General features: G+C 60.9%; 18 protein-coding genes and 1 other RNA gene. 12 read left to right on the forward strand and 7 right to left on the reverse strand.

Annotated elements, in window-relative coordinates:
* Positions 1-44 precede the first annotated feature (44 nt).
* Positions 45-1,400, forward strand: a complete 1,356-nt coding sequence (glmM, locus tag IM739_RS17145; RefSeq protein WP_237368889.1) for a phosphoglucosamine mutase — start codon at positions 45-47, stop codon at positions 1,398-1,400.
* Positions 1,401-1,481: 81 nt separating this feature from the next.
* A complete protein-coding gene (locus IM739_RS17150; RefSeq protein WP_237368890.1) occupies positions 1,482-1,787 on the forward strand; it encodes a hypothetical protein in 306 nt (101 codons plus the stop codon).
* A 70-nt stretch (positions 1,788-1,857) separates the two neighbouring features.
* Here IM739_RS17150 and IM739_RS17155 read toward each other — a convergent pair whose 3' ends face one another.
* The gene (locus IM739_RS17155) at positions 1,858-2,604 is read right to left on the reverse strand and encodes a YebC/PmpR family DNA-binding transcriptional regulator (RefSeq protein WP_237368891.1); all 747 of its coding nucleotides are present in this window, start codon (positions 2,602-2,604) and stop codon (positions 1,858-1,860) included.
* Between the two features lie 159 nt (positions 2,605-2,763).
* Between IM739_RS17155 and IM739_RS17160 the strand changes: the two genes are divergently transcribed.
* Positions 2,764-3,267 carry a pyridoxamine 5'-phosphate oxidase family protein gene (locus IM739_RS17160; RefSeq protein ID WP_237368892.1) on the forward strand — a complete coding sequence of 168 codons (504 nt, stop codon included), beginning with the start codon at positions 2,764-2,766 and terminating at the stop codon, positions 3,265-3,267.
* Positions 3,268-3,269: 2 nt separating this feature from the next.
* On the opposite strand, the gene IM739_RS17165 is transcribed toward IM739_RS17160, so the two are convergent.
* From IM739_RS17165 to IM739_RS17175, 3 genes are all read right to left on the reverse strand, one after another.
* Positions 3,270-4,121 (reverse strand): MBL fold metallo-hydrolase, encoded by an 852-nt coding sequence (locus IM739_RS17165; protein ID WP_237368893.1) that lies wholly within the window; start codon positions 4,119-4,121, stop codon positions 3,270-3,272.
* Positions 4,122-4,252: 131 nt separating this feature from the next.
* Complete coding sequence (locus IM739_RS17170) at positions 4,253-5,077, reverse strand: TIGR00282 family metallophosphoesterase (protein ID WP_237368894.1); 825 nt, start codon at positions 5,075-5,077, stop codon at positions 4,253-4,255.
* A gap of 9 nt (positions 5,078-5,086) precedes the next feature.
* Positions 5,087-5,668, reverse strand: a complete 582-nt coding sequence (locus IM739_RS17175; RefSeq protein WP_237368895.1) for a 5-formyltetrahydrofolate cyclo-ligase — start codon at positions 5,666-5,668, stop codon at positions 5,087-5,089.
* Between the two features lie 186 nt (positions 5,669-5,854).
* On the opposite strand from IM739_RS17175, the gene IM739_RS17180 reads away from it, so the two are divergent.
* Both IM739_RS17180 and IM739_RS17185 read left to right on the forward strand, forming a co-directional pair.
* Positions 5,855-7,897, forward strand: a complete 2,043-nt coding sequence (locus IM739_RS17180; protein WP_237368896.1) for a methyl-accepting chemotaxis protein — start codon at positions 5,855-5,857, stop codon at positions 7,895-7,897.
* Positions 7,898-8,056: 159 nt separating this feature from the next.
* Positions 8,057-9,364 (forward strand): SAM-dependent methyltransferase, encoded by a 1,308-nt coding sequence (locus IM739_RS17185; protein ID WP_237368897.1) that lies wholly within the window; start codon positions 8,057-8,059, stop codon positions 9,362-9,364.
* Between the two features lie 9 nt (positions 9,365-9,373).
* Here the strand turns inward: IM739_RS17185 and ssrS are convergent.
* The 3 genes from ssrS to IM739_RS17200 all read right to left on the reverse strand — a co-directional run bounded on the left by ssrS (position 9,374) and on the right by IM739_RS17200 (position 10,339).
* Positions 9,374-9,532, reverse strand: a non-coding RNA gene (ssrS, locus tag IM739_RS17190) — 6S RNA.
* A 78-nt stretch (positions 9,533-9,610) separates the two neighbouring features.
* Positions 9,611-9,997, reverse strand: a complete 387-nt coding sequence (locus IM739_RS17195; protein ID WP_237368898.1) for a cell division protein ZapA — start codon at positions 9,995-9,997, stop codon at positions 9,611-9,613.
* Positions 9,998-10,066: 69 nt separating this feature from the next.
* Positions 10,067-10,339: a DUF4164 domain-containing protein gene (locus IM739_RS17200; protein WP_007608697.1), complete on the reverse strand. Its 273-nt coding sequence runs from the start codon at positions 10,337-10,339 to the stop codon at positions 10,067-10,069.
* A gap of 342 nt (positions 10,340-10,681) precedes the next feature.
* On the opposite strand from IM739_RS17200, the gene tkt reads away from it, so the two are divergent.
* The 7 genes from tkt (at position 10,682) to IM739_RS17235 (ending at position 20,369) form a co-directional block, all read left to right on the forward strand.
* The gene (gene tkt, locus IM739_RS17205; RefSeq protein WP_237368899.1) at positions 10,682-12,664 is read left to right on the forward strand and encodes a transketolase; all 1,983 of its coding nucleotides are present in this window, start codon (positions 10,682-10,684) and stop codon (positions 12,662-12,664) included.
* 76 nt (positions 12,665-12,740) lie between these two features.
* Entirely contained in the window at positions 12,741-13,751 is a 1,011-nt protein-coding gene (gene gap, locus IM739_RS17210) for a type I glyceraldehyde-3-phosphate dehydrogenase (RefSeq protein WP_237368900.1), read from the forward strand.
* A 300-nt stretch (positions 13,752-14,051) separates the two neighbouring features.
* On the forward strand, positions 14,052-15,395 hold the full coding sequence (locus tag IM739_RS17215; RefSeq protein WP_237368901.1) for a sensor histidine kinase: 1,344 nt from the start codon (positions 14,052-14,054) through the stop codon (positions 15,393-15,395).
* A 2-nt stretch (positions 15,396-15,397) separates the two neighbouring features.
* Positions 15,398-15,775 (forward strand): response regulator, encoded by a 378-nt coding sequence (locus tag IM739_RS17220; RefSeq protein WP_237368902.1) that lies wholly within the window; start codon positions 15,398-15,400, stop codon positions 15,773-15,775.
* A gap of 259 nt (positions 15,776-16,034) precedes the next feature.
* A complete protein-coding gene (locus tag IM739_RS17225; RefSeq protein ID WP_237368903.1) occupies positions 16,035-17,864 on the forward strand; it encodes a potassium/proton antiporter in 1,830 nt (609 codons plus the stop codon).
* A gap of 106 nt (positions 17,865-17,970) precedes the next feature.
* Entirely contained in the window at positions 17,971-19,173 is a 1,203-nt protein-coding gene (locus IM739_RS17230) for a phosphoglycerate kinase (RefSeq protein WP_237368904.1), read from the forward strand.
* A 299-nt stretch (positions 19,174-19,472) separates the two neighbouring features.
* Entirely contained in the window at positions 19,473-20,369 is an 897-nt protein-coding gene (locus tag IM739_RS17235; protein ID WP_237368905.1) for a fructose bisphosphate aldolase, read from the forward strand.
* The last annotated feature ends 110 nt before the right edge of the window (positions 20,370-20,479 follow it).

A 20,479-nucleotide genomic window follows, 5' to 3' on the forward strand; every position in this document is an offset into this window, starting at 1 on the left:
ACTGCCGAACGGCGAGCAGCCAACCTGAATCTAGGGATAGACATATGACACGTCGTTATTTCGGCACGGATGGCATTCGCGGACAGTCCAACCGCTTCCCGATGACGCCCGACCTCGCCATGCGCGTCGGCATCGCTGCCGGCACCATTTTCCGCCGTGGCGGCCATCGTCACCGGGTGGTGATCGGCAAGGATACTCGCCTCTCCGGCTACATGTTGGAAAACGCCATGGTCGCCGGCTTCACCGCCGCCGGCCTCGACGCCTTCGTCCTTGGCCCGATCCCCACACCTGCCGTCGCCATGCTGACCCGCTCGCTGCGCTGCGACCTCGGCGTGATGATCTCGGCCTCGCACAATCCGTTTGCGGACAACGGCATCAAGCTCTTTGGCCCGGATGGCTACAAGCTGTCGGACGAGATCGAGGCGCAGATCGAGGAGCTGCTGGAGAAGGATCTTTACAGCCAGCTCGCGTCGGCCGGCGAAATCGGTCGCGCCAAGCGCATCGACGGCGTGCATGACCGCTATATCGAATTCGCCAAGCGCACCATGCCGCGCGATGTTACCCTTCAGGGCCTGCGCGTCGCGATCGATTGCGCCAATGGCGCCGCCTACAAGGTCGCTCCGTCCGCGCTCTGGGAACTCGGCGCGGAGGTCATCACCATCGGCAACGAGCCGACCGGCACCAATATCAATCTCGACTGCGGCTCGACCCATCCGGAAGCGCTGCAGAAGAAGGTCCATGAAGTGCGCGCCGATATCGGCATTGCGCTCGACGGCGATGCCGACCGGGTCATCATCGTCGATGAAAACGGCACGGTCATCGACGGCGACCAGCTGATGGCGGTAATCGCCGAATCCTGGGCCGAGGACCAGACCCTGACTGGTGGCGGCATCGTTGCCACCGTCATGTCCAATCTCGGGCTGGAGCGCTTCCTTGGCGACAAGGGCCTGACGCTTGCACGTACCAAGGTCGGCGACCGCTATGTCGTCGAGCATATGCGCCAGCACGGCTTCAATGTCGGCGGCGAACAATCCGGCCATCTCGTCATGTCGGACTTCGGCACCACCGGCGACGGCCTGGTTGCCGCCCTGCAGATCCTGTCCTGCGTCAAGCGCACGGGCAAGACCGTGAGCGAGATCTGCCATCGCTTCGAGCCGGTGCCGCAGCTGCTGCGCAATGTCCGCTTCTCGGGCGGCAAGCCGCTCGAGGACAAGACCGTCAAGCAGGCGATTGCCGATGCGGAAAGCGAATTGGCCCGGTCCGGCCGCCTCGTCATCCGCCCCTCAGGCACCGAACCGCTGATCCGCGTCATGGCCGAAGGCGATGACCGCGAACAGGTAGAGCGTATCGTCAATGGTCTTGTAGACGTGATCGCGGGCGTGAAGAGCGCTGCGGCCTGATAGCCGACCAAAAGCGACCGTTGACCACCCGTTTGCGTTCGACACAACTTGGCGTTATTCTGTTCCAAAAGGTTGCAACGGATGACCCAGGATACTGTGGATCTGAGTTTTCTGGCCAGGCTTGGCCAGAAAACCAATGATGAGCTGAAGATACTCAGAAAGGACGTCGGAGAAATCCGCACGTTGTGCCTGCAAAGCTATGACTACATGAAGCGGGTGGAACGTCGCAGCGGCGAACTGCGCGACGATCTTGAAATCACCCTCAAAATGGAACTGGGCGGCGGCATCGCCCATCTGCGGACGGGGCTGGAAAGCGGCCTGCGCAGGATTGAAGACAAACTCGACGAACTCTCCCACCGTCTGAACGCGCTGGAAGAAAAGGCCTGAGGGCTCGACCAAAAAAAATAGCCCGGCTGCATTCCGCAACCGGGCTTTTTCATTTGATGACGTATGAAGCTCAGGCCGAGAGCTTGGCCATGATTTCGTCCGACACTTCGAAATTCGAATAGACGTTCTGCACGTCATCATCGTCTTCCAGCGTGTCGATCAGCTTCATCAGCGACCGGGCCTTGTCTTCGTCGACCGGGACCGTGTTCTGCGGCCGCCAGATCGCCTTGACGGTGTCGGCTTCGCCGAGAACCGCCTCAAGCGCCTTGGATACTTCGTTCATGTCTTCGAACGCGCAGTAGATGGTGTGGCCTTCCTCATCGGAAGCGACGTCTTCGGCCCCGGCCTCGATCGCCGCTTCCATGACCTTGTCGGCATCGCCGACAGACGCCTTGTAGGTGATTTCACCCACGTGGTCGAAAGAGAAGGAAACCGAGCCGGTTTCGCCAAGTGCTCCGCCGGCCTTGGTAAAGGTCGAGCGCACGCTGGAAGCGGTACGGTTGCGGTTGTCGGTCAGTGCTTCGACGATGATCGCCGTACCACCGGGTCCGTAACCTTCGTAGCGGATCGCATCATAGCTCTCCGCATCAGCGCCCGATGCCTTCTTGATGGCGCGGTCGATGTTGTCTTTCGGCATCGACTGCGCCTTGGCGTTCTGTACGGCCAGGCGAAGAGCAGCGTTCATCGTCGGGTCGGGAAGGCCGACCTTGGCCGCAACCGTGATTTCACGCGCGAGCTTGGAGAACATCTTCGAACGAATGCCGTCCTGCTTGCCCTTGCGGTGCATGATGTTTTTAAACTGTGAATGGCCAGCCATGGCACCCCTGATCAGGTCTAATGTTGGGAATGGCCGCCTTATAAGGGCGAAACCGGCCCGGTTCAAGGAAAATGAAGTCTGCAATCCGTTCAGCCGCGACCGGAACAAGTCCGCCGCCAATCCGTTGCCTGTATCGAACCCATCAAGAGGAAAAACGATATGGCAAGCTTTAGCGAAGCACGCGAAACTCCGGCTGAACAGCTTTGGGAAGAGATCGAGGACGTCCATGCCGGCATGCTCGGCCTTGTCGGTTCCGAAATGCACATGCAGCCGATGGCCCCGTTTGTCGATCGAAAGACCCACACCATCTGGTTCTTCACCAAGACCGATTCCGAACTTGTCACGGCCCTGCGTCCGGGCAGTCGCGCCCATTTCTGTGTGGTCGGCAAGAAACACGACTATCACGCATGCCTGTCCGGCCGCCTCAGCGAGGCGAAGGATCCGGCCAAGATTGATGAATACTGGAACTCGGTGGTTGCAGCCTGGTATGAAGGCGGCAAAACGGATCCGACATTGACCATGATCGCGCTCTCGCTGGACGACGGCGAAATCTGGGCATCGACCGGCAGCACGCTGAAATTCGGCTGGGAGATTGCCAAGGCCAATCTCAACCCGGAAAAGACCCCGGATGTCGGCGTGCACAGACAGATCCGCTTCGCCTGATCTCAGACACCCTGCAGCACCAGGATCAGCGGCTTCTTCGGCAGTGTCCGCATGGACACTGTCACGCCGCGGTTCTGGGAAATCTCCGCGTCGAAATCGGCTCCGAACATGGACAGGAAGGTTTCGATCGGCGGCCCTCGCCGATGCATCGGCAGGACAAGCGCGGACCGAAGCCGCTTGATCGTCCGGCTCATGCTGTCCGCACCCATCGTCAGTCCTCCATCGACCGGCACCATGACGATATCCAGCCTGCCGATTTCCGCATAATGCGCATCGGTCAACTCGTGATGCAGATGACCGAGATGACCGATACAGAGCCCGGCAACCTCGAAGATGAAGATCGAATTGCCGTTCGGCTCGAAACCGCCGTCATAGCTGCGAATATCGGTCGGCACATTGCGGATATAGGCGTCACCGACCACAAGCCTGTGCTCGGCCTTCTCGCCGGGCGCCGTATCGTTCCAGCCATGCAACACATTGGCAATGCCGGGATCAGGCGAGCGCGTGTAGTGGCTGGAGTGTGCCTTGTTCATCGTCACCACATCCGGCAGCCGCGGACTGCGCAGCCAGCCGTTGAAATCCGTGGCGATGGAAATGCCTCCCGGAGTGTCGACCTGGAACGTCGAGTGCCCGAGATAGGTGATCGTCACATCTTCCTGAAATTGCACCGGTTGCCGGCGCGAAGAGATTGTTCCGGGCGTGCCAGCCGTTGGCTTGAAGGTCGCAAATGTGGCATCCGGGAGTTTTTCGGCGACCAACTGGCATTGGCTGACTTGCGGTCGCGCATCCTGTGCCATGGCCGCGGCCACCGCCATCGTGAAAGCCAAAGCCGATAAGACCAGTCTCAGCATCATGCCGCTCCCGCGTCGCCTTTACTGCAGGCGAGCATGGTCCAGCCGGGCAGGCAGGTAAAGCGGGCGGCACGCGCCGACGCGTCACAATGGCGTTATCGGCAAATCCGTGCCGTTGTCAGCCAATCCGAAGATCAGGCCCAGAAATCGGGAATGGTCTCGGCGAGACGCGGGCCCAGGCGCAAGGGCGCAATCTTTTCGGCGAGACCCGTGCTGTCGGAAATCTCGACACCGACGCCGCAGATCGTCGCCGGACCGCTTGCTGCCTCGAAACGCCCCTTCGGCATTTTCGAGATGAAGCGGTTGAGCGGCTCTTCCTTTTCCATGCCCAGCGACGAGTCATAATCGCCGCACATGCCGGCGTCCGACATATAGGCCGTGCCGCCGTTGAGGATCTGGTGGTCGGCGGTCGGCACATGCGTGTGGGTGCCGACGACGAAACTTGCCCGCCCATCGACGAAATGGCCAAAGCACTGCTTTTCGCTGGTCGCCTCCGCATGGAAGTCGAAAACCACTACGTCGGCCTGCTCCTTCAGCGGGCATGCTGCCAGGATCGTTTCCGCCGATTTGAAGGGATCGTCGAGTTCCGGATGCATGAACACCCGGCCCATGATGTTGGCCACCAACACGCGCGCGCCGTTGCGGGCGTAAAACAGCCCGGAGCCCTTGCCGGGCGTTCCCGCCGGATAGTTGGCAGGGCGCAGGAACTGGTCGTGCCGCGTGCAGAAGCTGACCGCTTCCTTCTGGTCCCAGACATGGTTGCCGGTGGTCACCACATCGGCGCCGGCATTGATCGTCTCGAGATAGATGTCTTCGGTAATGCCGAACCCGCCTGCGGCATTCTCGCCATTGACGATGACGAAATCGAGTTTCAGGTCGGAAATCAAACCGGGCAGACGCTCCCAGACGGCCGTGCGTCCCGTCTTGCCAACCATGTCACCCAGAAAAAGCAGTCGCATTGTATCGTCCTATGGCGCCGAAAAGGTCTTGAGGCCGCTTTCGGTCAGAATGGCTTCAAGCCGGACGTCATGCGCTTCAGCCGGCACTTCTGCCACCTCCTGACAGTCGAATGCAATGCCGATCAGCCGCGGATCAAGGCCTTTTTGCCGTAATCTTGCAATTGCGCGGTCGTAATGGCCGGCACCATAGCCGATCCGGTGCCCCTGGCTGTCGAAGGCTGACAGCGGCACCAGCAGGATTTCGGGGTCAAGCACCGCGGCATCCGGACCGGGACCCCGCGTGCCGAAACCGGTATCAACCAGTTCGGCACCGGCAACCAGCTCGCGAAAGGCAATCGTTTGCCGATCGAGCACCACCGGCACGCAGAGCCGCGCTCCCCTGTCCTTCAGTCGCGCCATCAGCGGCCGGATATCCACCTCCGAGCGGATCGGGAAAAAACCGGAAACGATCGTGCCCGGTTCAAAGGCGATATCGTCACCCGCATGATCGGCCATCGCCAGGCTGTATTCAAGTCTGCGCTCGGCGGGGATCCGGTCACGTTCGGCCAGTCGCTCGTTCCGCAGGACTGCTTTCAGGTGGCGATTGCTCATTCTTGCGTGCCCAGATCCATGTCCATCTCCGTCTTCACCACCGTCCATTTTGCCTCACCATATTTGGGGTCCCGAAAATGCTAAATTATGATTGGTCAAAACCGCATAAAATTTCCCAAGCAAACCAACGCTTAACGAGATCCGATTAGAATGCCACCCGGGAGTTACTTAAGGGACTAGGTTCATATGACGATCTTCTCGCGCTTCGGCATTACAAAAACAATCACCGTGACGACAGTCATGATCCTGGTCGCGGCACTCGGCGTCGTCTCCTGGGTCATTTCCAATGGCATTGCGGGCCGCATCCAGCAGCAGGCGATTGCCAGCCAGAACACCAGCTTGCGCACGGCGGCGACCATCGTCGAACGCGACCTGCCCGGTACCAAGATCACCTGGGGCAAGGATGGCAATGTCGAGAGAATCGTCACCGAGAGCATTCCCAAGGAATTCACCGACCACGGCATGATCGACTCGATCGGCCGCATGACCGGCCAGACGGCGACGATCTTTGCCTGGGATGGCGAAAGCAAGGACTTCTGGCGCCGCACGACCAATATCATCAAGCCGGACGGCACGCGCGCAGTCGGCACGGCGCTCGGCCAGACCGGCGCCGTCTACCCGTTCCTGACCAAGGGCGAAGTCTATCGCGGCGAAGCCGTTATCCTTGAAGTCCCGTATTACACGATTTATCAGCCGATCTTCTCCCCGACCGGCGATGTCATCGGCATTCTCTACGCTGGTGTTCGTGCAGCCGACATCAACAGCATGGCCAGCGAAATGGCCTATGCGATCGGCACCACCGCCCTGATCGTCCTGATCGTAGCCGCAGCCCTTATCGCCCTCTTCGTCCGCCAGATCGTCGGCGCACTCCCACGTCTGACCGCGGTTGCCAACAAACTGGCCGGCGGCCAGCTCGACACCGATGTTCCCCACAAGGATCTCCGCAACGAGATTGGCGCACTGGCCCACTCCCTGGACGTCTTCCGTGAAAGCGCCATCCAGAAGATCGAGATCGAACGCCAGGCTGCCGAAGCCGCGGCTGACGGCGAGCGCCAGCGCGTCGAACGCGAAGTGGCCAAGGCCGAAGATACCCGTGCTGTCCAGCAAGCCGTCGATGTCCTGGCCGGCTGTCTGAACAAGCTCAGCGACGGCGACCTTACCGTCCGTATCAACCAGTCCTTCCCGGGTGATCTCGACAAGGTTCGCCTCGACTTCAACAACTCGATCGAGAAACTGTCTTCGACCCTCGGCCAGTTGCGTGATGAGACATCCGGCATCGAGGCAAGCTCCGCGGAGATGCGCTCGGCCACCGACGACCTGTCGAAGCGCACCGAACAGCAGGCAGCCTCGCTGGAAGAGACCTCGGCAGCGCTTGAGGAAATCACCACGACGGTTCGCGGCTCCTCTGCCAAGGCGGATGAAGCCGCCGAAATCGCCCGCCGCGCGCAGGCAAGCACGGAAACCTCCAGCAAGGTCGTTTCCGATGCCGTCGACGCCATGGGGCATATCGAACAGGCCTCGAGCGAGATCTCCAAGATCATCAACGTCATCGACGAAATCGCATTCCAGACCAACCTTCTGGCCCTGAACGCCGGTGTCGAGGCTGCCCGTGCGGGCGAAGCCGGCAAGGGTTTTGCGGTCGTCGCGCAGGAAGTGCGTGAACTGGCCCAGCGGTCTGCCAATGCGGCCAAGGATATCAAGGCGCTGATCACCAAGTCGGGTGTGGCGGTTGCCGGCGGTGTTGCGCTGGTTCGCGAGACCGGCAAGGCACTGGGCGAAATCTCCCAGCAGGTCACCCATATCAACAGCCATATCGGGGCCATCGCACTGGCAGCCCGCGAACAGTCCACGGCGCTCGGCGAGATCAACAGCTCGGTCAACCAGATGGACCAGTTCACCCAGAAGAACGCAGCCATGGTCGAGGAGACGACGGCGGTGACCCATCGTCTCGCCGACAGCGCCCAGAACCTGGCAGGTCTCATCGGTCAGTTCCGCATGGCGGAAGGCAGCAGGTTCGCAGCGTCGCCGCGTCCGGCTGCCCCGAGCTATACGCCGGCCAACCGTCCCGCCGCACCGATCACCCGCGTCACGACACCGCGCCCGGTGGAAACAACGGCCCGCCCGGTCGCCTCCCCAGCCCGCAAGATGGTCGGCAATCTCGCCAAGGCCTTCGGCGGATCGAGCACGCCCGCCTCCAGCGGCGGCAGCGACAACTGGGAAGAGTTCTGAGCCAAGGCCACCAAGGTTTCTGACAATCGACGCCAGCGCAACTTGATGTTGCGCTGGCGTTCTCATTTTGGCTGAACCCTAAACCCGTAATTTCAGGTGCAGCCGCGCGCAATTGCGCTACCATGATCACCCAACCGGCAAAGCCGCAAAGAGGTGCACATGTTTCTGCTGTCGCATATGCTGAAGTCTTTCATTCGCAAGGGCCAACTCACCGTCATCGATGCAGAGGGAAAACGTCACGTCTTCGGCGGTGGCGAACCCGGCCCGCAGGTAACCATGCGGCTGACCGACCCGGCGCTCTATCGCAGTCTCGTCTTCAAGGCCGAGCTGGTTGCCGGCGAAGCCTATATGGACGGCACCATGCGCTTCGAGGAAGGCTCGACATTGCGCGACTTTCTCACCCTCTTCTCGATCAATCGCCTGTCGCTTGGCAAATATCCCATCCAGAAGGTCCTGCGCGCCGTAAAGATGCCGTTCCGCAAGCGGCTGCAATCCAATCGTCGCGGCGAAGCGCAACAGAACGTCGCGCACCACTACGATCTCGGCAACGACTTCTACAAACTCTTCCTCGACGACAACATGTTATATTCCTGCGCATATTTCCGCGAGCCGGACGATACGCTGGAGCAGGCCCAGCGCAACAAGCTGCGGCTGCTGGCCGCGAAACTCGATCTCAAGCCGGGCATGAAGGTCCTCGATATCGGCTGCGGCTGGGGCGACCTGGCGCTCTATCTGGCCCGCCTCGAGGAGGTCGAGGTCGTTGGCGTCACCCTGTCGAAGGAACAGCATGCCCTCGCCACAAAACGTGCCGAGGACGCTGGCCTGTCCGGTCGCGTGCGTTTCGAGCTGAAGGACTACCGCGATGTCAGCGAACGCTTCGACCGCATTGTTTCGGTCGGCATGTTCGAGCATGTCGGCGTCCAGCACTATGACGAATTCTTCAAGAAGCTGAACGCGCTGATGCCTGATGACGGTGTTGCGGTCATCCATTCCATCGGCCATATGAGCCCGCCCGGGATGACCGGTCCGTGGATCCGCAAATACATCTTTCCCGGCGGCTATTCGCCCGCCCTGTCGGAAGTCGTCTCCGTCACCGAACGAAACAGCCTGTGGGTCACCGACATCGAGGTGCTGCGCGTTCACTATGCGACGACGCTTGCCCATTGGGGTCAACGTTTCGAGGCCAACCGCGACAAGGTCATCGCGATGTATGACGAACGTTTTGCCCGAATGTGGGAATTTTACCTGATCAGCGCGGAGATGACCTTCCGCACCGGAAGCCAGATGGTGTTCCATCTGCAGCTGTCGCGCAAGCGCGATGCCGCACCGATCGTCCGCGACTACATCACCGACCAGCAGCGCCTGTATATCGAGAAGGAACGATCGCTGGGGCTCGGCGCACAGCAACCGCAGTTAAGCCTGGTCACCGCGCAAGCGGAAGCCGGCACGTCATCTGCTGGGCCGTGAAGGGGAAAAGTGCGATCCGCGGCAACCGTTGGATGTTTACGATCCTGGGTGCCTACAAACGTAGGTGGGCGCCATATGTCCGAGCCCACGGGCCCGGCCAGGGACAGCTCCCTTTGGATCGAGTATGGCCCCAGGGATTGTGTGTCCTGTCGAGAGGCGCAGACCGCAGGCAAGATATAGGCGCAATGGCCGCGCTGCGCCAGAGGCGAAACGGAACTCGGTCGAGTTTTTCGCCGATTGCCGGTTTCAGTTGTCCTGGCGCGCCGCGACGGCAGGCCGGCCATTCAGCTTGCGGGTGATGCCGTTCAACCGGTCGGTCAGTTCCCCGAGTGCGGCGACAACCTGTTCTTCGCGATGGCTTGCACCGCTGACCGCGCTGTCGCGGCCCTCACGCAGACTGGCGAGATCACCTTCCATCACCGTCATCCGGCGTTTGATTTCCGCAAGCTCGTCCATCACCATGATTCCGGCCATGACCGTGATGCGCAGGTCGCCGATTTCGCCGAACTGGCTTTTCAGATGGCTGACATAGCGATCGAACTGGTCTGCAAGTTCGGTCAGATGGCCTTCCTGGCCTTCCTCGCAAGCCATGCGATAGGCTTTACCGTCGATCGTGACTGTCACTTGGGCCATTGGCCGTCCAACTCTCTCAACGCATTGCGCAAAGCGCACAAAAGCAAAGGCTCAAAAAATAGCGACATCTCAATTGTCGAGCACGGCGCGGATCGTTTCCATCGCCGTGACAAGCCGCCGCGACACCTCGCGATTGACTTCCTCCAGGCGGTTAGCCCGAAACTCCGACTGATCGAGTTCCTGCGCCAGTCGCGAACGATCGGCGTGAACACGACGCACCTCGCCTTCGACCTCACTGTTTTCGCGCTGCGCCTCGATGCGGCCATCGACAGCACTTTCCAGCCCGGCAATTGCCTGACGAAGCGCCCCGAGCGCAGCATCGACCGAATTTCCCGTCGGCATTCCTTCGCCCCTGCCTTCGCTTCTTATCCCCGGCGGCCCGAATCGGCCGACAAACCCCGGTGCTTTGATGGCGAACACTAAGCCTCGCGATTGCCGCGCGTCAATAAAGCCGCACCGCCTGTAACCCGCCAATTCTGTGGAAGATCGCATTCTTGTGCCCGTCCACCATGCGAGACAGTGCAGCGCACATGAAACAGGCAAAACCATGTTTTCTTGCCTGATAAAAGGCCAGAAGCCGGGGCATTTGTTGACTTGCGCGGTGCACCTGATATGGATCAGCCCCGTTCAGACGGACCGCCATTAGCGCCCGTTTCTTGCAGCCCCGGAACAAGCGGAACAGCCATGATTTCTCCCGAAAAACATCAGCGGATGGCGAATGCGATCCGTTTCCTTGCCATGGATGCAGTGGAAAAGGCCAACTCCGGCCATCCCGGCCTGCCGATGGGCGCCGCCGACATCGCCACCGTTCTTTTCAGCCGCTATCTGAAGTTCGATCCGAAGAACCCGCTCTGGCCGGATCGCGATCGCTTCGTCCTGTCTGCCGGCCATGGCTCGATGTTGCTCTATTCGCTCCTCTATCTAACCGGATATGAGGACATGACGATCGAGGACATCAAGCAGTTCCGCCAGCTCGGCTCCAAGACCGCCGGCCACCCGGAGTACGGCCATGCCTCCGGTATCGAGACGACCACGGGTCCGCTCGGCCAGGGCATTGCCAATGCCGTCGGCATGGCGATCGCCGAACGCAAGCTGGCTGAAGAATTCGGCTCCGAGCTGCAGAGCCACTTCACCTATGCGCTGGTCGGCGACGGCTGCCTGATGGAGGGCATCAGCCAGGAAGCCATCGCGCTTGCCGGCCATCTGAAGCTGAACAAGCTCGTCGTCTTCTGGGACGACAACAAGATCACCATCGACGGCGCCGTATCGCTATCGGACTCGACCGACCAGATCGCCCGCCTGAAGTCGGCGCACTGGAACACGATCGAGATCGACGGTCACGATCAGGACGCCATCGCAGCGGCCATCGAAGCGGCGCACAAGTCTGACCGTCCGACCTTCATCGCCTGCCGGACGATCATCGGTTTTGGCGCACCCAACAAGCAGGGCACCCACAAGGTCCACGGCTCGCCGCTCGGCGCTGAAGAAATCGCAGCCGCCCGCAAGTCGCTGAACTGGGAATCGGAAGCCTTTGTTGTCCCGGCCGATGTGCTCGACACCTGGCGGCTCGCCGGCCTGCGTTCGACCAAGGCCCGCAAGGAATGGGAAGAGCGCCTCGCAAGCTCCGACGCTGAAAAGCGCGCCGAGTTCAACCGCCGCTTCGCCGGCGAACTCCCGGGCAGCTTCGACACCACGATCGATGCCTTCAAGAAGAAGATCGCCGCCAACAACCCGACCGTCGCCACCCGCAAGGCTTCGGAGGATGCGCTGGAAGTGATCAACGGTCTGTTGCCGGAAACGCTGGGCGGCTCTGCCGACCTGACGCCGTCGAACAACACCAAGACCAGCCAGATGAAGGCGATCACCCCGACCGACTTCTCCGGCCGCTACATGCATTACGGCATCCGCGAACACGGCATGGCCGCTGCCATGAACGGCATTTCGCTGCATGGCGGTCTGATCCCCTATGCCGGCGGCTTCCTGATCTTCTCGGATTATTGCCGCCCGTCGGTACGCCTCGCTGCCCTCATGGGCATTCGCGTCGTGCACGTCTGGACGCATGATTCGATCGGCGTCGGCGAAGACGGCCCGACCCATCAGCCCGTCGAGCACTATGCTGCCCTGCGCGCCATCCCGAACCTCCTGCTCTTCCGCCCGGCCGACGAGACCGAGACGGCCGAGTGCTGGCAGATTGCGCTGAAGGAAAAGCATCGTCCGTCCGGCCTGGCACTGACCCGCCAGAACCTGACGCCGGCGCGGACCGAATACGAGGAAAAGAACCTCTCGGCCTACGGCGCCTATGAGCTAATCTCGGCCAGCGATGCCAAGGTCTCGATCTTTGCATCCGGTTCGGAAGTCGAGTTGGCGATCAAGGCGCAGCAGACACTGGCAGCCAAGGGCATTTCCGCCCGCGTCGTCTCGGTACCGTGCTTCGAACTGTTCTTCGAACAGTCCGCCGACTACCAGAAGGCCATCATCGGCAATGCGCCGGTCAAGATCGCCGTTGAAGCCGGCATCCGCCAGGGCTGGGACGCGTTCATCGGCAATGACGGCGCCTTCATCGGCATGAAGTCCTTCGGTGCCTCCGCGCCGGCCAAGGATCTCTTCAAGCACTTCGGCATCACGGTTGAAGCCGTGGTTTCCGCCGCCGAAGCCAAGCTCGCATGATATTTTCCGGCAAGGACGCCGCAAGGCGCCCTTGCCAGCCCAATATGATTTCAGTTCTCTAATCGGGAGTGCACAAATGACTGTGAAAGTTGCCATCAACGGCTTTGGCCGTATCGGACGTAACGTTCTGCGCGCCATCGTCGAATCCGGCCGTACCGACATCGAAGTCGTTGCCATCAACGACCTCGGCCCGGTCGAAACCAATGCTCACCTGCTCCGTTACGACTCGATCCACGGCAAGTTCCCGGCCGAGGTAAAGGTCGAAGGCGACACCATCATCGTTGGCGGCGGCAAGCCTATCAAGGTCACTGCGATCAAGGATCCGGCAACCCTTCCGCATGGCGAAATGGGCGTCGACATCGCCATGGAATGCACCGGCATCTTCGCCACCCGCGACAAGGCCGCCCTGCATCTCCAGGCTGGCGCCAAGCGCGTCATCGTTTCGGCACCGGCCGACGGCGCTGACCTGACCGTCGTCTTCGGCGTCAACCATGACAAGCTGTCGAAGGACCACCTGGTCATCTCCAACGCGTCCTGCACCACCAACTGCCTGGTTCCGGTCGTCAAGACGCTGGACGACGCCGTCGGCATCGATCATGGCTTCATGACCACGATCCATTCCTACACCGGTGACCAGCCGACGCTCGACACCATGCACAAGGACCTGTACCGCGCCCGCGCCGCAGCCCTGTCCATGATCCCGACCTCGACCGGCGCTGCAAAGGCAGTCGGCCTGGTTCTGCCGCACCTCAAGGGCCGCCTCGACGGCACCTCGATTCGCGTGCCGACCCCGAATGTCTCGGTCGTGGACTTCAAGTTCGTCGCCAAGCGCAACACCACCGCCGAAGAAATCAACGAAGCCATCAAGTCTGCCTCGAACGGCGCTTTGAAGGGCATCCTCGGCTACACCGACGAGCCGCTGGTCTCGCGCGACTTCAACCACGACAGCCATTCGTCGATCTTCGCACTCGATCAGACCAAGGTTCTCGAAGGCAACTTCGTCCGTATCCTGACCTGGTACGACAACGAATGGGGCTTCTCGAACCGCATGTCGGACACGGCAGTGGCCTTCGCCAAGACGATCTGATCGGCAAGCGTTCAACGTTGGCATTACACCGAGGCGGGCTGGAAACAGTCCGCCTTGTTCGTATGGCGACAAGGCCGGGGCGGATGTCCCACAGAAGTCGACAAGCCGGAACCTTTGCGCATCGACCGCGTTTATGCAGTCGATATGCGGGAACAAAGGAGCCCGCGAATTCACTAAGGGTTGCCGATGATTTTGGGCGGTGGGGAATGCGGGCAGCTGTTTCGGAACTTCGACTGGGGCAGCACCTCACTAGGTCCGTATGAAAACTGGCCCTCGGAACTGCGCACCTTGACGAGTGTGATGCTGGGGTCCCTGCAGCCCATGCTGATCGTCTGGGGACCGGAGCAGATCACGCTCTACAATGACGGCTATGCCCAGATGTGCGGCAATCGCCATCCAGCCGCATTCGGCCGTCCGTTCCGGGACCTATGGTTCGACATCTGGGATCAGGTCGATCCGATCATCACCGCAGCCTATGCCGGACAGGGCACATCGATGGACGACATCCAGTTCACGATGTACCGCAAGGGCTATCCCGAAGAGACCCATTTCTCGTTCTCCTACACACCCGTACGCGATCCATGGGGAACCGTGCTTGGCATGTTCTGCGCCTGTTCGGAGATCACCGCCGAGGTTCTCATGCGCCGCGAGCAGCAGACGATACGCGAACGCTTCATGCAGGTTTTCGAACTGAGCCAGGGCGGCATCGCCATGCTCTCGGGCAAGAACCACGTCTTCGACTATGCCAACGAGCAATACTACGCGATGATCGGCAATCGCGACATTATCGGCAAGCCGGTGGCGGATGCCGTCCCCGAAGTCGTGCGTCAAGGCTATATCGACATCCTCGATGGCGTCTATCGAACCGGCGAGCCCTTTGTGGCCAAGGGCCTAGAAGTCGAATTGAACCGGGGAGCGAACGGCGAAAAACAGACGCGGATCATCGATCTGGCCTATCAACCGATGCGCGATCCGGATGGTCGGATCGGCGGCATACTGGTCCAGGCGCTCGATGTGACCGAAATGCGCGCCGATGAGAAGCATCGCGAGCTCCTCTCGCATGAACTTGGCCACCGGTTGAAGAACCAGCTGGCAATGGTCCAGGCGATCGCCTCGCAGACATTGCGCAGCGCGCCCGACATGCAAACCGCGCGCAGGACACTCTCAGACCGCATCAGCGTCCTGAGTTACGCCCATGATGCGATCATCAAGGGCGGCAACGGCTCTTCCAGGGTGGGTGACCTCGTCGCACAGATGATTTCGCTGCACGACGATCCCAACGCGCCGCGGATCACGACCTCGGGTCCCAACCTGAAGATTGGCTCCCGGTCTTCCCTGTCGCTGTCGCTCATCCTGCACGAACTTGCGACCAACGCGCTGAAGCATGGCGCGCTTTCGGTCCCGGAAGGACGCGTCAACCTGACATGGGGTGTCATGGGGCCCCATCAGGACCGCTTCGAACTGGTCTGGAGGGAGAGCGGTGGGCCGCCGGTCATCCATCCCGGCACAGAAAGCAGCGGCACACGCCTGATCAGGGCTGGCCTTGCCGGCACGGCCGACTGCAAGGTCGATTTCACCTATGCGCCGGAGGGCTTCAACTTAATCATTTCAACGGAACTGGCCGGATTTCAACAAGAGCATTGATCGTGGCACAGGCACAAAAGACGCGTTTACTGGTCGTGGAAGACGATGGTTTGATCCGGCTCGACCTGGTCGACATCCTTGTGGATGCCGGCTTCGACGTCGTCGACGCGGCCAATGCCGACGAGGCCATGGCGGTCTTTCAAAACACAGTGGATATCGCCGCACTGCTCACCGACATAGACATGCCGGGTTCGATGAACGGATTGGAACTGGCAAACCACATTCATGGCCAGGCACCTGCCTGCAAGATCATCGTGATATCGGGCCGTTACCACCCCGACATGCACCTGCTTCCATCCGGATCCCGATTTCTCACCAAGCCCTTGTCCGAAGCCGCCGTCGGGCGCATATTCGCAGACCTCGAGCTCCGGCCGCAATAAGCCGCGATCCGGCCACAATGCCCGCTTCGCCTGCTTCAATAAGGCGTTCTTTCCTATGTCTTTTTTATAGGCCGCCCTACTCTGATCACGATTTCCTGACATCTCTGGTCCTGCCGTTCGGCACTCCTGTTTGTTCTTTTGAAAAACATGTCCCCCGGCTGAAAACGGGGCGATGCCAACCTGCCTCGGTTTGACAGCCTCGGCATGGCGCGGGACACTTGGCGGCGTATGATCGGATGTGCGGCAAGAGGGTAAGGGATTGGACGAATTTTATGCGGTCACCTTGGTGGCGACAGCGCTTGTTCTTCTGGCTGCCTTCTCGAGCCTGATCGCGTTCCGCTTCGGCGCACCGCTGCTGCTGCTCTTCCTGCTGATCGGCCTGGGCGCCGGCACCGACGGTCTCGGTATCGAGTTGTCCAACTTCTCCCTCGCCTACGTCATCGGTTCGGTCGCGCTTGCCATCATCCTGTTCGACTCGGGCTATGGCACATCACTGCAATCCTTCAGGCTGTCGGCATCGCCCGCACTGACGCTGGCGACCATCGGGGTGCTCGTCACCACCCTGTTGTTCGGCCTCGCCGCCCATCTGCTGCTCGACCTGACCTATCTCGAAGGCCTGCTGCTTGGCGCCATCCTGGCCTCGACCGATGCCGCCGCGGTCTTCTTCCTGCTGCGCATCGGCGGCATCAATATCCGCGACAAGGTGCGCTCCACGCTCGAAGTCGAATCCGGCACCAACGACCCGATGGCGATTTTCCTGACCATCGCGCTTGTCGAACTGATTTCGAGCGGCGCCGGTTATAGCGGCCTCGATCTTCAACTGCTGCTGCTGTTCCTCGAACAGATGGGCCTTGGCCTCGTCGTCGGGCTGATCGGCGGCGCGGTCATCGTCTTCGTGCTCAAGCGCATGCAGGTAGAGCGCGGTCTGGCGCCAATCTTTCTGCTGGCTCTCGCCCTGATGATCTTCGCATTTACCGGCACCATTGGCGGCAGCGGCTTTCTAGCCGTCTATGTCGCCGGCATCTATGCCGGTTCGCGCAAGCTGCCGGCAACCGGCTCCATCAGCCGCTTTCAGGATGGCATGACCTGGCTTGCCCAGATCATCATGTTCCTCGTGCTTGGCCTGCTCGCCACTCCGACGCAATTCCTCGACATCCTGCTGCCGGCGGTCGTGCTCGGGCTGTTCCTCGTCTTCATCGCCAGACCGCTCGCCGTCTGGCTCTGCCTCCTGCCCTTCGACTTTACCCAGCGCGAAACGGGATTCATCGCCTGGATCGGCTTGCGTGGCGCCGTCTCGATCCTGCTCGGTATCGTGCCGGTCATCGGCCATCTGGAAAACAGCCATACCTATTTCAACACCGCCTTCATCGTCGTGATGATCTCGCTGGTCGTGCAGGGCTGGACGATCAAGCCGGTTGCCAAGAAGCTCGGCTTGATCATCCCGCCACGCATCGGCGCCATCGACAAGGTCGAACTGGATCTTCCCGGATCGGCCAATCACGAACTGCTCGCCTACCGCGTCGTGGCCGGAAGCCCGATCTTGCGCGGCGAGCGCATTCCCCGCTGGGCCATGCCGTCCCTGGTCATCCGCGACGGGAAATCGATGCGCTACCAATATGCCGGGCGACTCCGTGAGAACGACAATGTCTATCTGTTCGTCGTGCCCGCCTATTCCAGATTGCTCGATCGCCTGTTTGCTTCCGCAGCCCCGGTCGCCGAGGACGACGGCGAATTCTTCGGAACCTTCGCAATCTCGCCCGCGACGCTGGTCCAGAACCTCGACGAGGCCTATGGGCCGCTTCTCATCAGCGACGGCGAGCGCGCCAAGACGGTCGCCGAACTGATTCTCCAGCGCCTCGGCGGCCGCGGTGAATATGCCGACCGCGTGCGCCTCGGTCCGATCGTGCTCATCGTTCGCGATATCGACGAACTGGGACACATCGCCTCCGTCGGCGTCTCGATGGAACCGGTGGAGCCGGCAACCACCCTGCCGATCTTCCTGAATATCCGCGAACTGGCCCACGCGCTGCGTGACTATCTGCGGCGCAAGCGGGCCGCGCGCATCGCCGAAAGCCAGGTGGAAAAATAGTCTTTTGATCGCCTTGCGTCGTCATGCAAGCGGTGTAAGGTCCGGCCCGACATACCAGTGATGATTGGTATTGACCCAGTTCAACCGCACAACGACGGGTATTTCCATGCCGGCTTTCAAGACACTCGACGATCTCACCGACATCGCAGGCAAGCGCGTGCTTGTTCGCGTCGACCTCAATGTACCCGTCACGGACGGCAAGGTCTCGGACACCACCCGCATCGAGCGCGTCGCCCCGACCATCAAGGAACTGTCGGAAAAGGGCGCCAAGGTCATCCTGCTCGCCCATTTCGGCCGCCCCAAGGGTGAACCCGTCGCCGACCAGTCCCTGTCGCTGATCGCCCCCTCCGTCGAGGAAGTGCTCGACCAGCGCGTCGCCTTTGCCTCGGACTGCGTCGGCGAAGCCGCCGCGTCTGCGATCGCCAAGTTGAACAACGGCGACATCCTGCTGCTGGAAAACACTCGCTTCCACAAGGGTGAGGAAAAGAACACGCCGGAATTCACCGCCGAACTCGCCAAGAATGGCGACATTTACGTCAACGACGCCTTCTCGGCGGCACACCGCGCCCATGCCTCGACCGAAGGCCTCGCCCATCACCTGCCGGCCTATGCCGGCCGCACCATGCAGGCCGAGCTGGAAGCGCTCGAAAAGGGCCTCGGCCAGCCGAAGCGCCCGGTCGTCGCGATTGTCGGCGGCGCCAAGGTCTCGACCAAGATCGACCTCCTGTCCAACCTCGTCACCAAGGTCGATGCCCTCGTCATCGGCGGCGGCATGGCCAACACCTTCATCGCCGCCCAGGGCATCAATGTCGGCAAGTCGCTCTGCGAGCATGATCTTGCCGACACCGCCCGCGCGATCATGGAAACCGCCAAGACCGCCGGCTGCGCCATCGTTCTGCCGGTCGACGGCGTGGTTGCCCGCGAATTCAAGGCCAATGCCGCCAACGAGACTGTCGATATCGCCGCCATCCCGGCAGACGCGATGATGCTCGACGTCGGGCCGAAATCGGTCGAGGCGATCAATGCCTGGATCTCCAAGGGTGCGACCCTCGTCTGGAACGGCCCGCTCGGCGCGTTTGAGATCACGCCCTTCGATACGGCCACCGTTTCGGCGGCAAAACATGCCGCCGAGCAGACCAGGGCCGGCAAGCTTGTTTCGGTCGCCGGCGGTGGCGATACCGTCTCCGCGCTCAACCATGCCGGCGTTGCCGACGACTTCTCCTATGTCTCCACCGCTGGTGGCGCCTTCCTTGAATGGATGGAAGGCAAGGAACTGCCAGGCGTTGCTGTCCTGACCAAGGCTGGCTGAATACTGTGAACGAAGCCGGCGTGGCCTGAAACAATAAGTCACGCCGGTTGATCTTTTAAAAAAGTTTGAATTTTAAAACGATTGAAATGATTTCAATCGTTTCAATGACTTAAGCCACCATTTTCCCACCATGGAAGTTCTGTTATCGCCGGTATCATCTTGGTTTTCCAAGACTGGAAACACCTGAAGGCTTTGAAGAAGCCGATCCGGAATCTGATCAGCAGCCATTGCTGATTGATCGTAAAACAGTGAACATACGTGAGCGCAGCAGGCGCCATGTCCAGGGATAGGAGTAAGGTATGGTGGACGCAAAGATGTTGAACAAGATCAGCTCGGCGCCGGGTTTCATTGCGGCGCTTGACCAGAGCGGCGGTTCGACACCCAAAGCGTTGAGCCTCTACGGGATCTCCGAAGCCGACTATAAGGGCGACGAGGAGATGTTTCGCCTGATGCATGCGATGCGCGTCCGCATCATGCGCGCGCCTGCCTTTACCGGCGACAAGGTCATCGGTGCAATCCTGTTCGAGCGGACCATGGACGGGGAAGCCGAAGGTCAGGCCGTTCCGACCTACCTCTGGGAAAAGCGGGGCGTCGTGCCTTTCCTCAAGATCGACAAGGGTCTGCTCGACGAGGAAAACGGCGTCCAGTTGATGAAGGCGATGCCGGATCTCGATACTCTCCTGATCCGCGGCCGCGAGAAGGGTATTTTCGGCACCAAGATGCGCTCCGTGATCGCCAATGCCGACAAGGCGGGCATTGCAGCCGTCGTCGAGCAGCAGTTCGAAGTGGCCCGCCAGATCATCGGCCAGGGCCTGATCCCGATCGTCGAGCCGGAAGTGTCGATCAAGAGCCCGACCAAGACGGAAGCCGAAGCCATTCTGCGTGACGAGATCGCCAACCATCTCGACAAGCTCCCGGCCGGAGAAACTGTCATGCTGAAGGTGACAATCCCGACGGTTGCCGATTTCTACGCGCCGCTGGCCGCCCGTAAGCAGGTCGCCCGTGTCGTCGCCCTGTCCGGCGGCTACAGCACAGCGGACGCCTGCGAAAAGCTCAGCCACAACCACGACATGATCGCAAGCTTCTCGCGCGCCTTGACGGAAAAGCTGCGCGTCTCGATGAGCGATGCCGAATTCAACGCCAGCATCGCGGATACGATCGACCAGATCTGTGCCGCGAGCGTGAAAAAGGTCTGACGCATCAGCTGTCCAGCGCGGAGGCCCGGCTTCGCGCCGGGCTTTTCCATGGTGCGAGAACAGAAAACAGCATGCTCGCCTGCGTCGCGAGCATGGCGCCCGGCTTGCCG

The sequence above is a fragment of the Rhizobium sp. SL42 genome (assembly GCF_021729845.1).
In the GTDB taxonomy this organism is placed as follows: Bacteria; Pseudomonadota; Alphaproteobacteria; order Rhizobiales; family Rhizobiaceae; genus Allorhizobium.

What these genes read in the sequence shown, in the direction of transcription:
- IM739_RS17155 (WP_237368891.1), bottom strand. Translation starts at nt 2,604, where the DNA reads ATGGCTGGCCATTCACAGTTTAAAAACATCATGCACCGCAAGGGCAAG.
- IM739_RS17195 (WP_237368898.1), bottom strand. Translation starts at nt 9,997, where the DNA reads ATGGCCCAAGTGACAGTCACGATCGACGGTAAAGCCTATCGCATGGCT.
- tkt (WP_237368899.1), top strand. Translation starts at nt 10,682, where the DNA reads ATGATTTCTCCCGAAAAACATCAGCGGATGGCGAATGCGATCCGTTTC.
- IM739_RS17170 (WP_237368894.1), bottom strand. Translation starts at nt 5,077, where the DNA reads ATGCGACTGCTTTTTCTGGGTGACATGGTTGGCAAGACGGGACGCACG.
- IM739_RS17160 (WP_237368892.1), top strand. Translation starts at nt 2,764, where the DNA reads ATGGCAAGCTTTAGCGAAGCACGCGAAACTCCGGCTGAACAGCTTTGG.
- IM739_RS17150 (WP_237368890.1), top strand. Translation starts at nt 1,482, where the DNA reads ATGACCCAGGATACTGTGGATCTGAGTTTTCTGGCCAGGCTTGGCCAG.
- IM739_RS17180 (WP_237368896.1), top strand. Translation starts at nt 5,855, where the DNA reads ATGACGATCTTCTCGCGCTTCGGCATTACAAAAACAATCACCGTGACG.
- IM739_RS17230 (WP_237368904.1), top strand. Translation starts at nt 17,971, where the DNA reads ATGCCGGCTTTCAAGACACTCGACGATCTCACCGACATCGCAGGCAAG.
- IM739_RS17185 (WP_237368897.1), top strand. Translation starts at nt 8,057, where the DNA reads ATGTTTCTGCTGTCGCATATGCTGAAGTCTTTCATTCGCAAGGGCCAA.
- IM739_RS17235 (WP_237368905.1), top strand. Translation starts at nt 19,473, where the DNA reads ATGGTGGACGCAAAGATGTTGAACAAGATCAGCTCGGCGCCGGGTTTC.
- gap (WP_237368900.1), top strand. Translation starts at nt 12,741, where the DNA reads ATGACTGTGAAAGTTGCCATCAACGGCTTTGGCCGTATCGGACGTAAC.
- IM739_RS17165 (WP_237368893.1), bottom strand. Translation starts at nt 4,121, where the DNA reads ATGATGCTGAGACTGGTCTTATCGGCTTTGGCTTTCACGATGGCGGTG.
- IM739_RS17215 (WP_237368901.1), top strand. Translation starts at nt 14,052, where the DNA reads ATGCTGGGGTCCCTGCAGCCCATGCTGATCGTCTGGGGACCGGAGCAG.
- IM739_RS17200 (WP_007608697.1), bottom strand. Translation starts at nt 10,339, where the DNA reads ATGCCGACGGGAAATTCGGTCGATGCTGCGCTCGGGGCGCTTCGTCAG.
- glmM (WP_237368889.1), top strand. Translation starts at nt 45, where the DNA reads ATGACACGTCGTTATTTCGGCACGGATGGCATTCGCGGACAGTCCAAC.
- IM739_RS17175 (WP_237368895.1), bottom strand. Translation starts at nt 5,668, where the DNA reads ATGAGCAATCGCCACCTGAAAGCAGTCCTGCGGAACGAGCGACTGGCC.